Source organism: Methylobacterium sp. PvR107, assembly GCF_017833295.1.
Taxonomy (GTDB): domain Bacteria; phylum Pseudomonadota; class Alphaproteobacteria; order Rhizobiales; family Beijerinckiaceae; genus Methylobacterium.
The window spans coordinates 5,971,102-5,985,853 of record NZ_JAFIBW010000001.1 but is presented as its reverse complement, the minus strand read 5'-3'; the positions used below and the strand labels follow the sequence as shown (position 1 = coordinate 5,985,853).

Annotated in this window: 12 protein-coding genes; 6 read left to right on the top strand and 6 right to left on the bottom strand. The window is 69.6% G+C overall.

Annotation, left to right across the window (positions count from 1 at the left end):
* Positions 1-110 precede the first annotated feature (110 nt).
* Positions 111-455: a hypothetical protein gene (locus JOE48_RS28340; protein WP_192709121.1), complete on the top strand. Its 345-nt coding sequence runs from the start codon at positions 111-113 to the stop codon at positions 453-455.
* Positions 456-568: 113 nt separating this feature from the next.
* Here the strand turns inward: JOE48_RS28340 and JOE48_RS28335 are convergent, their stop codons facing one another.
* Entirely contained in the window at positions 569-1,783 is a 1,215-nt protein-coding gene (locus JOE48_RS28335) for a UbiH/UbiF family hydroxylase (protein WP_210034921.1), read from the bottom strand.
* A 286-nt stretch (positions 1,784-2,069) separates the two neighbouring features.
* Positions 2,070-2,954, bottom strand: a complete 885-nt coding sequence (locus JOE48_RS28330) for an alpha/beta fold hydrolase (RefSeq protein ID WP_210034918.1) — start codon at positions 2,952-2,954, stop codon at positions 2,070-2,072.
* 85 nt (positions 2,955-3,039) lie between these two features.
* On the opposite strand from JOE48_RS28330, the gene recG reads away from it, so the two are divergent.
* Both recG and JOE48_RS28320 read left to right on the top strand, forming a co-directional pair.
* On the top strand, positions 3,040-5,247 hold the full coding sequence (gene recG / locus JOE48_RS28325; RefSeq protein ID WP_245252993.1) for an ATP-dependent DNA helicase RecG: 2,208 nt from the start codon (positions 3,040-3,042) through the stop codon (positions 5,245-5,247).
* Positions 5,248-5,533: 286 nt separating this feature from the next.
* A complete protein-coding gene (locus JOE48_RS28320) occupies positions 5,534-5,857 on the top strand; it encodes a hypothetical protein (protein WP_210034916.1) in 324 nt (107 codons plus the stop codon).
* A gap of 222 nt (positions 5,858-6,079) precedes the next feature.
* On the opposite strand, the gene JOE48_RS28315 is transcribed toward JOE48_RS28320, so the two are convergent.
* A complete protein-coding gene (locus JOE48_RS28315; RefSeq protein ID WP_210034914.1) occupies positions 6,080-6,874 on the bottom strand; it encodes a DUF502 domain-containing protein in 795 nt (264 codons plus the stop codon).
* Positions 6,875-7,000: 126 nt separating this feature from the next.
* Positions 7,001-7,948 (bottom strand): sugar kinase, encoded by a 948-nt coding sequence (locus JOE48_RS28310; RefSeq protein WP_210034912.1) that lies wholly within the window; start codon positions 7,946-7,948, stop codon positions 7,001-7,003.
* A 771-nt stretch (positions 7,949-8,719) separates the two neighbouring features.
* Here JOE48_RS28310 and JOE48_RS28305 point away from each other — a divergent pair.
* Complete coding sequence (locus JOE48_RS28305) at positions 8,720-9,673, top strand: PAS domain-containing protein (RefSeq protein ID WP_312893389.1); 954 nt, start codon at positions 8,720-8,722, stop codon at positions 9,671-9,673.
* Between the two features lie 305 nt (positions 9,674-9,978).
* Here JOE48_RS28305 and JOE48_RS28300 read toward each other — a convergent pair whose 3' ends face one another.
* Complete coding sequence (locus JOE48_RS28300) at positions 9,979-10,401, bottom strand: MucR family transcriptional regulator (protein ID WP_210034907.1); 423 nt, start codon at positions 10,399-10,401, stop codon at positions 9,979-9,981.
* A gap of 933 nt (positions 10,402-11,334) precedes the next feature.
* Between JOE48_RS28300 and JOE48_RS28295 the strand changes: the two genes are divergently transcribed.
* Positions 11,335-12,747: a DUF4105 domain-containing protein gene (locus JOE48_RS28295; protein WP_210034905.1), complete on the top strand. Its 1,413-nt coding sequence runs from the start codon at positions 11,335-11,337 to the stop codon at positions 12,745-12,747.
* Positions 12,748-12,790: 43 nt separating this feature from the next.
* On the opposite strand, the gene JOE48_RS28290 is transcribed toward JOE48_RS28295, so the two are convergent.
* Complete coding sequence (locus tag JOE48_RS28290) at positions 12,791-14,023, bottom strand: serine hydrolase (RefSeq protein ID WP_210034902.1); 1,233 nt, start codon at positions 14,021-14,023, stop codon at positions 12,791-12,793.
* Positions 14,024-14,408: 385 nt separating this feature from the next.
* Between JOE48_RS28290 and JOE48_RS28285 the strand changes: the two genes are divergently transcribed.
* Positions 14,409-14,735 (top strand): DMT family transporter, encoded by a 327-nt coding sequence (locus tag JOE48_RS28285; RefSeq protein ID WP_192709110.1) that lies wholly within the window; start codon positions 14,409-14,411, stop codon positions 14,733-14,735.
* The last annotated feature ends 17 nt before the right edge of the window (positions 14,736-14,752 follow it).

Sequence of the window (14,752 nt, the reverse complement as noted above, 5' to 3'; positions counted from 1 at the left end):
CGCATCTGCACACGGAAGACGGATCCGATCCGCCTGTTCGCGGGTTCTCAGTCGGATTGTCGTGACGGCTATCTTTCCAAGCCGGCCGGGATGGAGTACCGCTCAAGCTTATGGGTGCGCTGCAACAAGTGCTCGTGGTCGACGACGGCGTTCGCGCTGTGGACCGGTCCCTCTCGGGCGAGCTGGCCAGCCTCGGCTATGCGAGCGTCACCGCCTCCATGGAGGCGGCGGACGATGTTCTCGCCGTGATCGCGCGGCCGGCCGCCGTCCTGCTCCAGGCCCCTACCCGCCGTGATCCCGGCTATGCCCGGCGTGCCGCCCGCCTGCGTGGCCATCTGCGCGACCGCGGCATTCCGGTCATCCTCATCGGCGATTCGGGCGAGGCCCGCGCCGGCGGTCCTGTCGATCTGGCGACCCGCCTCGGCGCCTACGTGGCCGCGCAGCCGGATCTCTGAAAAGCCCGTCGCCACCTGTGGCCCTTCCGGGCCGGTGCGGCATCACGCGAGCCGCCGGGCTCGGTGCGAAGCTGCACCATAACCTTTGAAGCCCCGCTGCGCGCTTCAGCCCGCTAGCGCGCCGGGCGCATCAGTTCCGGCGCCCCGAGCCGCGGCAGGACGCCCTCCCGCATCACCAGCCGACGCAGTGGGCCGAGCTGCGCCATCGCCAGCAAGCCGACGCCGCGGAGCGCGTCCACCGGCATCAGGTCGGTGAGCAGGCTCCGGTTGAGCAGATCCACCGCCGTGGTGCGCGCGGCTGTGTCGACCCGGCGGGCCCGCGCATAGGCGTCGAGCGCCGGACGGCTCCCCGGGTCGCGCCCGTCCCGGGCGGTGCCGAGCACCACGTCCCGCAGGGTGGCGGCATCGCGCAGGCCGAGATTCAGACCCTGCGCGCCGATCGGCGGGAAGACGTGAGCAGCCTCGCCGATCAGCGCCAGCCGCTGCGCCACCGGGCGCGCCACCGCCAGGCCGCGCATCGGCACGAGGCCGCGGGGGCCGTCGACCCGCATGGCGCCGAGCATCGCCCGGGCCTGCCGCTCCACCGCTTGGCCCAAGGCCGCGTCGTCGAGGGCGGCCAGCCGGCGGGCCGCGCCCTCCCCGGTCACCCAGACCAGGCTGGAGCGGTGGCCGCCCGGCAGCGGCACCAGGGTGAAGGGGCCGGAGCGCGTGTGGAATTCGGTGGAGACGTCCCGGTGCGGGCGATCATGTGCCAGGATCGTCGTGATGGCGCTCTGCGGATAGGTCCAGTCGCGCACGGGCAAGCCGCTGGCCGCCCGGAGCGGCGAGCGCGCGCCGTCCGCGCCCACCACCAGCCGGGCCTCGACCGCGCTGCCCCCCGCCAGGGCGATCCGCGCGGCCGCCTCTCCGGCCGTGGAGCCGGCGGCATCCGCCTCGATCAGGGTAAGATTGTCCTGGGCCCGGGCGCGGGCGCGCAGGCTCTCGACCAGGCGCGCGCTCTCGACGTTCCAGCCGAAGGCGTCGAGGCCGATCTCGGCGGCCTGGAACCGCACCGGCGGCGGACGGAACAGGCTGCCGGTATCGTCGACGATCTGCAGGGTGCAGAGCGGGCTCGCGTGCGGCGCCACCGCCCCCCAGGCGCCGAGGGCCTCCAGGAACCGCACCGACCCGTCGAGCAGCGCCACGGTGCGCCCGTCCGCCACGGGGGCGTGGCGGCCGACCAGAGCTGTCGGAATGCCCTCCCGGGCGATCGCCAGCGCGGCGGTGAGGCCCGCGGCCCCGGCGCCGATGACGGCGACGTCGAAGATCGTGTTGGTGTCCTCGGACATGATCTCCCGCACGATTGAGGCGTCCCGCCCGGAAAAGTCTGGCGCCGGGCTTCTCGAGGTCCCGGTTGATGCCCGTCCCCGTCATCGCGAGCGCAGCGAAGCGACCCAGGGCAGCGGGACGTCAGGAAGCGTGGTGCCGCCCTGGATCGCTTCGCTCCACTCGCAAGGACGGCGGTGTCGAAGCCATCAACCGGGGACGCTGTTTGCGAGCCCGGCGCGCCTCGTATCTGCGCTTTTCGGTGGATCTGCCAAGTCCGGCGGCCGGGCGCCACGGCGCCGCAGCTGGTCAGCCCAGAAACGCCGCCAACTCCGAAAAGACCTCGTCCGGGCGCTCCTCCTGGAGGGTGTGGCCGCAATTCAGCGCCCGGCCCGAAACGTCGGTGGCCTTCTCGCGCCAGGTCTCCAGCACGTCGTAGGTCTGGCCCACCGTGCCCTGCGCCCCCCAGAGCGCCAGCAACGGCGCCGTGACGCGCGCCTCCGAATCGGCCGCGTCGTGCTCCAGGTCGATCCCGGCCGCCGCCCGGTAATCCTCGCAGATCGCGTGGCGGCAGGCGGGGTCGGCATAGCAGCGCAGGTACTCGGCGAAGAGCTCCGGCGGGGTCGAGCCCGGGGTCTTCGACTGGCCCTCGATGTGGTGGCGCAGGAAGTATTCCGGATCGGCGCCGATCAGCGTCTCCGGCAGGGGATCGGGCTGGATGAAGAAGAACCACCAGAAATAGCGGGTGGCGAAGGCCTTGTCGGTGCGCGCGTACATGGTCGCGGTCGGCGCGATGTCGAACAGGGCGATTTTCTCGACCGCCGCGGGGTGGTCCAAGGCGAGGCGGTGGGCGACGCGCCCGCCCCGGTCGTGGCCGACCACGGCGAATCGGTCGTGGCCGAGCGTCCGCATCACCGCGACCGCGTCGGCCGCCATGGCGCGCTTGGCGTAATGGGCGTGCCGCTCGCCGCCCGGCGGTTTCGACGAATCACCGTAGCCGCGCAGGTCCATGGCCACGACGCTGCGGTGCTCCGCGAGGCGTGGCGCCACGTGGAGCCACGTTGACAGGGTCTGCGGATGGCCGTGCAGCATGAGGACCGGGGGGCCGGAGCCGGCCGAGCGGGCGTTGATCGTCACGCCCGGTTCGGTCTCGATCCGGTGCCGCTCGAAGCCCGGCAGGAAGTCGCTGGCCATGGGGTCGGTCTCCCTCGCGCCGCACTGGCGCGGCGGGATGCACCGGATGATAAGGCGCCTCCGGCACCATGTCCGCCGAACCACCATGACAGATGCACGCGCGACCCAGGACCCGGTCTTGAACGACCCCGAAGCGGCCGAGGCGCCCGAGGGCGCCCCCGTGGCCACCCCTGCCCTGCGCCCAAGCATCCTCGATCCGCTCTTCGCGCCGGCCCGCGCCCTGCCGGGGATCGGCCCGAAGATGGCGCCGCTCATCGAGAAGCTACTCGGCACCCCCGAACGCGAGGCCCGGGTGGTGGACCTGCTGTTCCACCTCCCCCAGGGCGGCGTGGCGCGCAAGCTCATGGGCTCGATCAGCGAGGCGCCGACCGGCGAGCCGGTGACGATCGGCGTCACCGTGGTGGCGCATCGCCCGGCCCAGATCGGATCGGGAAAGCGCCCGCACCGGGTGCTGGTGGAGGATACCTCCGGCGACATCGCCCTGGTGTTCTTCGGCATGCCCCGCGCCCGCGTGGAGAAGATGCTGCCGCTCGGGTCGCACCGCTACATCACCGGCCGGATCGACCTCTGGGACGGCACCCGCCAGATGGTCCACCCGTCCCGGATCGTCGACAAGGCGGGATTGGCCGAGCTGCCCGCCGTCGAGCCGGTCTACGGGGCGACCGAGGGCCTGACCTCCCGGGCGATCAACAAGCTCGCGGTCGCGGCCCTCGACCGCCTGCCGGTCCTGCCGGAATGGCAGGACCCGGCCTGGCTGGAGCGGAACCGCCTGCCGGCCTTCGCGGACGCGCTCCGCCTCGAGCACCGCCCCGAGGAGGCGCCGCCGAAGGCCGAGGACCCGCTCCAGCCGCCGCCCGCGACGCCGTCCCGCAAGCGGCTGGCCTATGACGAGCTGCTCGCCTCGCAGCTGGCCCTGGCGCTCCTGCGCGCTCGCCAGCGGCGCAAGGCCGGCCGGGTCAATGCCGGCGACGGCACCTTGAGCGCCCGCATCGAGGCCGCCCTCCCCTTCGGGCTGACCGGCGCCCAGGCCCGGGCGGTGGCGGAGATCCGCGCCGACCTCGCCGCCCCGCGCCGGATGCTGCGCCTGCTCCAGGGCGATGTCGGTTCGGGCAAGACCGCGGTGGCCTTGCTCGCCATGGCCTCGGCCGTGGAGGCCGGGCGTCAGGCGGCGCTGATGGCGCCCACCGAGATCCTGGCCCGGCAGCATTTCGAGCGGCTCCAGCCGCTGGCCGGCGGCTTGCGGCTGCGCCTGATGACCGGACGCGACCGGGCCGCGGAGCGCAAGGCGACGCTCGCCGCCCTCGCCGCCGGCGAGATCGACATCCTGGTCGGCACCCATGCGCTGTTCCAGGAGGCGGTGACGTTTCGCGATCTCGGCCTCGCGGTCGTCGACGAGCAGCACCGGTTCGGCGTGCACCAGCGCCTGGCGCTCGGCGCCAAGGGCGAGGCGGTGGACTTCCTGGTCATGACCGCGACGCCGATCCCCCGCACCCTGGCGCTGACCTTCTTCGGCGACATGGACGTCTCGATCCTCGACGAGAAGCCCGCCGGCCGGCAGCCGATCCGCACGATCACGCTGCCGACCGAGCGGATCGACGAGGTCGTGGCCGGCCTCGCCCGGGCGATCGCCGGGGGCGAGCGGGTCTACTGGATCTGCCCGCTGGTGGAGGAATCCGAGTTCATCGACCTCGCCGCCGCCGCGGAGCGCTTCGACGACCTGAAACAGCATTTCGGCGACGCCGTCGGGCTGATCCACGGCAAGATGCCGGGCCCCGAGAAGGATGCCGCCATGGCCCGGTTCGCCGCCGGCGAGACCAAGCTTCTGGTCTCGACCACGGTGGTCGAGGTCGGGGTCGACGTGCCCGAGGCGACCATCATGGTGATCGAGCATGCCGAGCGCTTCGGGCTGGCGCAGCTGCACCAGCTCCGCGGCCGGGTCGGACGCGGCTCCAAGGCCTCGTCCTGCCTGCTGCTCTACCGGGGCCCCCTCGGGCAGGTCTCGCGGGCGCGGCTCGAGATGATGCGCGAGAGCGAGGACGGCTTCCGCATCGCCGAGGCCGACCTGAAGCTGCGCGGCGAGGGCGAGGTGCTCGGCACCCGCCAATCGGGCCTCGCGGCCTTCCGGCTGGCGCGGCTGGAGAGCGACGGTGCCCTGCTGGAGGCGGCCCGGGACGATGCGCGCATGATCGTCGAGCGTGATCCCGGCCTCGGGAGCCCCCGGGGGCAGGCGCTGCGGGTGCTCCTCTACCTGTTCGAGCGCGAGGCCGCGATCCGGCTGATCGGCGCCGGATGAACGGTGCCGTTCAGGAAAGTCCGCCGTTCATGAACGGTTGAGCCTCGGCCTCGCCGCCGATCGGCCGGATCGGTAATCCGATGCGGCAATGTCACAGGTTCTCTGAAAAGGGCAATGATTTCAGAGACTTGGTTGGACGAATCGGAAGCTTGGCGGCGGCGGGACGACGGCGCGGCGGATCGGGGACGAGCCTCGTGACCTTGCATCAGCCACAATCTTCCCTTAACTGCAGATGAACGAATGGCCCGGTAAGCCGGGACATCACGGACGAATCTGGAGGACGGACATGTCGAACGGACTGTTCCAAAACCTGCCGGGCTCCCACGAGATGGCCGGTGTTCAAGCTCTGCCGAACGAGCCCTGGCTATTGCCGATCTCGGATCGAGCCGCCGCGGCGGTGGGCAAATCTGCGGACGAGTTGCAGGCTGCCGTCCGGCAGGCCGCCCGCCCCTTCTGGCTATTCGCCAATGGGCTCTGCGTCGCATTGGGCCTCGCCCTTGCCGTGCAATGCGCCACCGGCTGGACGCCGGCCGCACCCCGGAGCGCCGTGACGGTGGCGCAGGCGACTCCGCCGACCCTCGCGCCGCAGACGGCTTCGCTGCAGCGCTGAGCCCTTCTGACGTTCATGAGTTCAGGGCCGTCCCGTGTGGGGCGGCCTTTTTCGTAGCCGATGCCGAAATGGACGCGCCGTCCTTGCGAGCGGCGCAAAGCACCGAGTGGCGCCACGTCCGGGGATGTTCCGTTGGGCCGGGTCGTTACGCTACGCTACGTTGCGCTCGCGATCACGGGCGCGGCGTTTCGATCACACACGGTGCGCTTCAGGCTCGGGTCGTCACGCGTCCTGGGGCTCCCGCTGCGGCGCCGGGCCGCCGGCCTGATGGGTCGCCCGCAGGGAGGCCGCCATGGCGTTGAGGCGCCCTTGCGGATCCTCCGGCTGGATCACCCCCGCCGACATCACCAGCTTGGCCGCGTCGTCGACGCTGATGTGGAGTTCCACCACCTCGGCGCGCGGCAGGTAGAAGAAGAAGCCCGTCGTGGGATTGGGCGCGCAGGGCAGGAACACCCCCACGAGCTCGTCCGCCGCAGCGCCCCGCTCCCGCAGCGCGCCCTCGACCTCGGGCGCCGCCGGGGCCGACAAAAACACCACCGACCACGTGCCCTTCACGGGGAACTCCACCAGGCCCACCGTGCGGAAGGACGTGCCGTTGGCCGAGAACAGCGTCTCGAAGATCTGGCGCAGGCCCTTGTAGAGGCCGGAGATCACCGGGGTCCGGGCCAGCAGCACCTCGCCGAACTCGATCACCGACCGACCGACGAGGTTCGCCGTGAGAAAGCCCAGCAGCGTCACCGCCAGGAACGCGATGACGAGGCCGAGGCCGGGAATCGAGAACGGCAGGTAATGGTCCGGCAAGTAGCTCGCCGGCACCAGCGGCTTCACGAACGAATCGATCAGCGCGATGAACCACCACGTGATGTAGGCGGTGATGGCCAGCGGGCCGGCCACGATGATGCCGGTGAGGAAGTAGGTCCGCAGCCTCCCCCGCGCGCTGACCCGCGTCTTCGGGGTGGTGCCGGGCGCTGAGGCGTCGGGCTCGGGAACCTGGATCGGCGGGGGACTCGGCGCCACGGGTGCCCTCTCGGCCGCGCCATGTGCGGCGATCCTGCTGCGGAGGGCCATCCCCCCGGACGGCAGAGGTAGCGGTTGCGCTGGCCCGCCTCAAGGGTGTCGGCGCCGCTCCGGACCCGTCGGCCCTCAGGTCTCCGGAGCGGGCCGCCGGGGCGGGCGAGGCAGGGCGAGGGCCGGCATCGCGTCCCGGGGAATCACGGCGCCGCGATGTCCGATCACCGCCCCGGCGAGGCGATGGGCCTCCGCGGCGGCGGCTTCCGGGATCAGCCCGGCGATGCGCGCGGCGAGGTAGCCCGCCGCGAAGCTGTCCCCCGCGGCCGTCGTGTCGACGACGTGGGCCGCCGGCCCGGCCAGCACGGAGACATCGCCTGCCTCGTGCAGTACCCGGGCGATCGGTGCGGATCCGCTCGACGCCTTGAGCACGATCTCGGCGTGTCCGCGGTGGCGCAGCACCTCGTCCTCGCCCGTCTCGCCGAACAGCCAGTCCAGATCCTCCGCCGAGGCGAAGATCAGGTCGGCCAGCGCCAGGGCCGCGCGGAAGGCCGCCCAGGCTTCGTCCCGGTCGGGCCAGCCGCGGGGACGGTAATTGGTATCGAAGGCAACCTGCCCACCCCGGGCCCGCAGGTCCGCCAGGGTCTCGAACAGGGCCGCGCGCCCTGTCTCGCCGTAGAGCGACAGGCTGATCCCGGAGAGATGGACGAGATCGTAGGTCTCGAGGACGGCCCGTGTCTCGGCGGCGCCCGGCCCGGTGAACAGGTCCCGGGCCGCCGCGCGCTCGCGCCAGTAGTGGAAGCTGCGCTCACCGTCGGCATCCGTGCGGATGATGTAGAGGCCCGGCATCCGGCCCGGCATCCGTCGGACCTGATCGAGGCCGATCCCCTCGCGGCCCCAGGCCGCCGCCATCTCGTCGCTCCAGATATCGTCACCCAAAGCCGTCACGTAGTCGACCGCGACGCCCAGGCGCGCGAGGTAGAGGGCGGTGTTCAGGGTGTCGCCGCCGAAGCCGCGGACGAGGCTCCCGTCCGGACGCTCCGACAGCTCGACCATGCATTCTCCGATGCAGGCAACCTTCATCCGGTTCCTCCCGACAGGCCGACGCTTTCCGCACCCTGCGGCCCGGCCTGTCAATCGCGCGCCAGACATGCGTGGCCTGATCGGGCTCGGTCGCGCACGCCGAGCCCAGCCGTTCTGTGTCGGAAACATTCGCTGGCGAAAGATGAGTATATAATTCGTATTAACGCAGGTTATTCGATGTTGAATATATGGTCTATGATATATATTATAGAATTAAATTAGTTATTATTGAGCAAAAAGCTATCCGCACGGGGTGATGTGCTGCGGCGGTGCCCATGAGAATCCTGCATACACACTATGCGTCTGGGCGAGAGATCCGAATTATACACAGATTCAGTCTCGAGTTAATTATGAATTAGCTCTGATCTGGCAGGGAACATTGTGCGGGTCTCGATCGATCGGCCGGTGGCCTGCCGTTCGGCAACGGTGCAGTCGCGTACAAGTAAATGAAAGATGCAGATCAACATTTTCAGCTTGAGATTTTACTCAAAGAGCAATGTCGAGATTTCGCTGCGGCGACAGTGACAATCGTCATGAGGTGACCTCCTGTTGCGGGGAAACCAGTGCCGTGGGATGCTGCGTGACGTCGATTTTCGCCGATGGTCCAGGCTTCATCGGAGCATTCGAGCGAGACCGGTCCATTCGCGGGCCAATTTGAGCCGGTAAATATGATCAACAGTACGGTTCAGGTAATCGATTATGTTTCATTCTGCCTTAAGCGCTCTGACGTTCTCATCGGGGGAATTCCTCACGATCACCGAAAGTCGCGGTGTGAGCGGCGCGTGGAGCTGGGTTTTCGCAGGCGGCGATCAGCTCTGGTCACCGGGATTCTATCGCCTGCTCGGCCTCGTCCCGAATGCCGCGAAGGCGAGCTACGAACTCCTGCTCACCCTGATCCACCCGGAAGACCGGCCCCTGCTGCCGTCCATCGCCGATGTCCGGCAGGGCCATGTCCCGCGGGAGACGATCGCCCGGGTGATTCGCCCCAACGGCACGGTGCGCACCCTCTCGCTGACGATGGAGATGCGCTTCTCGGCCGAGGGGCGGCCCGTGGCCGTCAACGGCACGGCGCTCGACGTGAGCGATCGCGAGCAACTGGCCCATCTGCGGCATGAGGAGCGGCGACGGCGGGGGGCGCTCTACCTCACCGAGCACATCGCCACCTTCTCGATGGGCCTCGACCTCGTCCGGGAACTGCCCTTCGAAGTTGCGCAGGTCCACGGACTTCCGCTCGAGGAGATCTGCGCCGATCCCTATCTCATGATCGTTCCCGAGGAACGTAAGGCGTTCCAGGTTCTGGCCGGGGAGCAGATCGCGCGGCGCGTCGTCTTCCAGAGCACGGCGCATGAGCGCCTCGCCAATGGCGAACTCTGGCGTTTCCGGATCCTCACCATGCCGGTCTGGGACCCGGACGGGACGTATCTCGGCCGGTGCGGCCTCAAATATCCCGCCGGCGCCAGTTCGCGCGTGCCGGCGGTCCTGCGCGAGGGTCTCGAGCAATCCGTGACCGGCCACCATCTGCGCGCGGCGCGGGCGCTGCTCGACTGGTCGATGATGGACTTGGCTCAGGCGAGCGGCCTCTCGCACTCGACGGTCCGGCGCCTGGAGGAGGGCAGCGAGCATCGGGGAAGCCGCTCCCGTCTCCACGCCGTCGAGGCCCTGCGCCGCGCCGGGATCCGATTTGTCGCCATGGATGACGGAACCTTGGCGGTCGCCAAGGCCTGAATGTGGCTGCCGGAGGATCGCGGGGCCTTCGAGCGAGCCGCAGGATGCGGTGCGCCTGTCATCCTGCCGGGGCCCGAAGCAGGCCGCAGGCCTGTGCGCTGCCGGTCACACGACCCGCTCCGCCCTGCGTAGGCGCTTGTCGGTCTCGACCCCCCCCAGCCGATCCCGATGCACGGGCCTCCGTATGCGCGGCCTGCCGAGCCGGACTTTCAGCCTGCAGGGTGCGCTCCGGCCCGCCCGGGCGCGGCGCTCCGCCGGCAGCCCGGGCGGGCCGTCGGCGGAAAGCGAAGCGGATCGTGTGTTGGTCAGGCCGCCTTGTGGCCGAGCTGGATGGCCTTGGCGATCTGCGAGCGCTTGGCGGCGTAGCCGGGGGCGACCATCGGGTAATCGGCCGGGAGCCCGTACTTCGCTCGGTAGCGCTCAGGGGTGAGCCCATGCGCGGTGAGGTGGCGCTTCAAGGTCTTGTACGACCGGCCGTCGATGAAGCTGATCAGCCCGTCATGCTGGATCGAGGCCTCGATCCGCGCGGCGGTCGGTCCGGTCCAGCCGGCGCCCGACCCGCCGGCCTGCAGAACCGAGATCGCCGTATGGACCTGATCGATCAGTCCCGACAGGTCGCCGACACCCACCGCGTTCCGCGACACGTAGGCGGCGACCAGGGATGTTGTGCACTTGATCAGATCCGTGTTCGTATTCGCGGATTTTTCGTGCAAATTGATAGTGTCCATAAACCCCCCGAAACAGAGAAGCGAAGCGGAGCCGGTAGATCAGCGAGAAACCGAAAATGTGATCGGTTTTTGTCGCATCGATCTCTGTCTGACTGCTTCGGATCTGCCAACATTGGCACCTAACAATACAAAACGTAGACAATTTGTCTAGTGTTTATCTTAGGATAATCTTTGAGCACAATGTGTCCTTGCTCGCCAACGTTAGGTTTATCGACTTCGTTGCGGCAGCAAATATTGCGCACCCTCCGGGATCAATCTGCCTCATGTTGGTGATGATTGCGGACAGAACGGCCATGATAGGCAGAAGGACCGCGAATCAGCCCTGGAAATCCGGACCGGAGGCTGAAATTGGCCGCTCGGCATGCGGTTTCCGCGTCCTATAGGTATGCGGGCTGGCGCGGCGGCATCCCAAACGGTCTTGTTGCGTCTGAACTTCGCGCGGTACTCAATAATCAATCGGGCATCTGGTCTGATCATTGAGCTCCTATTCGATGTTTTCGCGCGTTTGTAAGATTTATATTCCAGCCGTTAACCGGATTATATCGAGGCAATATGCACGACCGGCATGCGGGGTCGATGTAGAAATATTCTATTCCTAATGCAGTTCCGCCGTCCCGGCCGTGGCACAACTGCCGGATCGCAGGCGCGGGTGGATGCAGAAAGCCCGAGCGGCGGATCGCACCAACTCCGTTCCGGCCGGACGGGCACGGTGATCCGAGGCGATATCGGCTTGCGTTAAGGTTATCCGAGCGCGGCCGACCTTCGCAGGCCGGCGCTCGGCGACGCGATTAACAAAGTCATCAGGCAAGTCAGGGATCTTGCGTCCGGAGTGCTCCGCAAAGCTTCCGCGCGCCCTGCGTTCTCTCCCGCCGGACGGAAGCGGCGAACCTTGCGAAGACGCTCTCCGTTACGCGCTTTCGAGGGCGACCGTTCATGTCCGGCCTGTGTTCGCCCCCCCTCCCGCGCGCCCTGTCGTCGGTGGCCTCATCCGGGCCGAGCCGCGCGGTGGCGGATGGCGGGCGGATGGCGCCGCTCTGGATGCTGCTCGTGGGCCGCGCGACCGTCCGGCGGCACTGGTACCTCATCCTGGCGACCGGCCTGCTGTGGTCGCTGCTCGGCATCCTCGTCGTCATCGACTCCCTCGATGGGGCGCTCCATGTCCCGGACCGGTGGTTCGGCCTGATCCTGCTGGCCGAGGGCGTCAGTTCCCTGGCCGTCGGTGTCTCCGCCATGGGTGCCGCCCGCCGGCTGCGCCTCTTCAAGGGGGTGCTGCTGTCGATCATGGCCGTCCTGATCATGATGGCGACGCGGCACAGCACCTTCCTGCTCGCCATGATCTTCGGGATCGCCTTCACGGTCGACGGGGTGGTCCGGATCACGATCGCGAGCCTGCTGACGTTCGCCGGCTGGCGGATCTCGGTGGCGCTGGGCGCCCTCAGCGTCGCCTTCGGAGTGTTCCACCTCCAGCCATGGCCGACGTGGTACGCCGGCACGGTGGGTTACTGCATCGGGATGTTCCTGATCCTGACCGGCGCCAACCTCGCGCTGGTCGGCCTGCGCACGCGGCGTCTGGGCACCGAGGAAGCCGGTCCGCCCGCCCCCACCGCCGAGCCCGGCAGCCTGACGGTCTATGTCTGGACCCCGACCGGACAGGCGACGACCCCCGCCGGCCAGCGGCTGATCCGGCGCTACGTGGCCTCGGTCGACAAGGCGGGGCGGTTCTCCACGGGCCACGCGGCCCTCGGGCAGGGCGACGACCTCTACATCAGCCACTATCCGGCCGTGGAGATCGACCGCTCGCCCGCCAACCTGCGATCCAGCCTGCGCGCCGGCCCCGAGAACGACGTGCCCGGCCGCTTCCTGCCCTCCCACGCGGCGGAGGTCGCCGATTGGTGTCCGGCCACCGTCGCGGTGACGCTCAACGGCATCGATGCGGCCCGGCTACGGGCGTTCTGGGAGGCTTACCGCCAGGACACCACCTACAACTTCATCAGCCGCAACTGCTCGACCACGGCCGCACGGGCACTCGATGTCGCGGCCGAGGGCGCCTTCGGCCGCGGCGGCCATCCCTGGCGGACGCTCGCCAAGGCGCTGACCACCCCGGAATTCTGGGCGGCGGCGTTCCTGCGCAACGGGGCCCGGTCCATGACCTGGACCCCGGGGCTGGTGCTCGACTACACGCGGGCGCTCAGCGCCCTGATCGATCCCGTCTCACCGGTGCCGTCGATCGCCTGGAAGCGCGTCGGATGGCGACTTGTGCGCAACTGGCGGGCGCACTCCCTGGCCCGGCTGCACCGGATCACCGGCCGCTCCCCTGAGCCGCAGCCCGGCCCGACCGAGGCCTGACCGTCCCGGTGGAGGCGGTCTCCCGGCGCGGCAGGGATCCGCGTCACGGTTCCTGTCGGGCCGTGGCCGCGCGGCCGGCCGCGAGGTCGGCCGAAATCGCCTGCATCACCGATAGCGTGTCGACTTCGTCCTGCTCGGCGCCATGATCGCTGAGCTTCACGATCACCGTGCCGGTCTCTTGGTTGACGTAGATGTACTGGCCGTAGACGCCGATCGCCGAGATGTCGCTGTCGCTGCCGCCGGGGGCGTGCCACCACTGGGCCGAGTACTGCCAGCCGTCGACCGCGCGCCGGGCCGGCGTCAGGATCCGGTCGATCCAGCGGGCCGGGATGATGCGGTTTCTGCCCGCCCGGCCCTGGTCAGCCACCAGCAGGCCGAGGCGGGCGAAGTCGCGGGCGGTCGCGTTGATGCAGCAGAACGCCTTCTCGAGGCCGCCGGGCCGGTCGAGATTCCACGTGGCGTCGGCCTGGGCACCCATCGGCTTCCAGATCCGCTCCGAGAGGATGTCGGCCAGCGGCTTGCCCTCGACCCGGGCCAGGATCAAGCCGAGCAACTCGGTGTCGATGCTGCGGTAGCGGCCCTGGCTGCCGGGCTTGAACGCCAGATGCGCGTTGTCGCGCACGAAGCCCGCGATGTCCCGGGTCAGGTACATCCCGGCGGTGCCGGTCAGGGGGTGGCGGGGATCGTAGTTCTCCGGCACGGCGATCCCGCTCGCCATGTCGAGGAGGTTGCGCACGGTGATCTGGCCGAAGACCGCGCCGTTCTTCAGGTCGGGCAGCAGGGTGGAGACGCGGTCGGTCTCCGCGAGCTGGCCCCGCGCCACCGCGACGCCGACCAGCAGCGAGACGATCGACTTCGCCACCGACCAGGACGGGAACAGCGTCGCCGGCCCGGTGCCGGGGCGCTGCCACTCGTGGACCAGGTCGCCGTCCTGCACCACCAGGAAGGCATTGGTATGGGTCGCCGCCAGCATGTCCATGAGCGGGACCGTGCGGCCCTTCCAGGCGACGTGGTCGAGGATTGGGCGCGGCCGGGACGGCAGGTCGCTCGCCCGCGCGGGAGCCTGAACGACCCGGCTCGGGAACCACGTGCCGATCGCAGAAGGCTCGATGACCGCGAGCGCCGCGAGCGTGACGGGATCGGGGACGTTGATCAGCGCGGCCGCCGTCCAGGCGCTGCCCGCCACGGCGGCGGTGCCGAGGGCCGCGGTCACGGCCCAGCGTCGGCCCCGGCGTGTGGGGGCCGGAGAAACCGGGATCGCCGGGGACGCGGTCATGCTGGGGCTGTGCTGCTCTGAATCGCCGCTGTCGTGGGCCGCCCAGGCGGCAGCGCGCGGCCACGATGATCAGCAAGATGATCAGGAGGCCTTAACGAAAGCCTCAACCGGGCCGTGGCTCTGCCGGCGCCGCGGTCGCGGCAGGAGCCTCCGACAGCGTCGCCCGGTCATGCGGAGAGATAGGGAGCGGCGCCGGTTCTGAAATGTTCAAGGATTCTGTGGCGATGTGATCGGCGGCGACCGCCGATGATCTGGGCCGATCCGGCGCAGACACGGACCGCGGTCGCGACGCGTCGTCTGCTCGGGCATCCGATTCGAAACCGGTTCCGACCCGCCCCCACCGCCCGGTCCGCGAAGCCCGCCCAGCCCGAAAGTTCGCCGTCCCATGAATCCGTACCTGATCCTCGGGCTCGCCATCGGCGCGGAGGTCACCGCCACCCTGGCGCTGAAGGCAGCCGACGGCCTGACGCGGCCGGGGCCGACGCTGATCGTGGCGGTCGGCTACGGCACCGCCCTGTGGCTGATGTCGACCAGCATGGACATGCTGCCGATCGGCGTCGTCTACGCGATCTGGTCAGGCGTCGGCATGATCGGCGCGGCGCTCGGCGGCGCGTGGCTCTACGGCGAGGCGATCAGCCCGACGATGCTGGCGGGCATCGCGGTGATCGCCGTGGGCGTCACCATCCTGGCCGCCGGCCAGGGCCAGCACTGAAGCCGCGCCCCGCCAGA

Coding starts and splice junctions, on each gene's coding strand:
- JOE48_RS28340 (WP_192709121.1), top strand. CDS start 111: ATGGGTGCGCTGCAACAAGTGCTCGTGGTCGACGACGGCGTTCGCGCT.
- JOE48_RS28335 (WP_210034921.1), bottom strand. CDS start 1,783: ATGTCCGAGGACACCAACACGATCTTCGACGTCGCCGTCATCGGCGCC.
- JOE48_RS28330 (WP_210034918.1), bottom strand. CDS start 2,954: ATGGCCAGCGACTTCCTGCCGGGCTTCGAGCGGCACCGGATCGAGACC.
- recG (WP_245252993.1), top strand. CDS start 3,040: ATGACAGATGCACGCGCGACCCAGGACCCGGTCTTGAACGACCCCGAA.
- JOE48_RS28320 (WP_210034916.1), top strand. CDS start 5,534: ATGTCGAACGGACTGTTCCAAAACCTGCCGGGCTCCCACGAGATGGCC.
- JOE48_RS28310 (WP_210034912.1), bottom strand. CDS start 7,948: ATGAAGGTTGCCTGCATCGGAGAATGCATGGTCGAGCTGTCGGAGCGT.
- JOE48_RS28300 (WP_210034907.1), bottom strand. CDS start 10,401: ATGGACACTATCAATTTGCACGAAAAATCCGCGAATACGAACACGGAT.
- JOE48_RS28295 (WP_210034905.1), top strand. CDS start 11,335: ATGTCCGGCCTGTGTTCGCCCCCCCTCCCGCGCGCCCTGTCGTCGGTG.
- JOE48_RS28290 (WP_210034902.1), bottom strand. CDS start 14,023: ATGACCGCGTCCCCGGCGATCCCGGTTTCTCCGGCCCCCACACGCCGG.
- JOE48_RS28285 (WP_192709110.1), top strand. CDS start 14,409: ATGAATCCGTACCTGATCCTCGGGCTCGCCATCGGCGCGGAGGTCACC.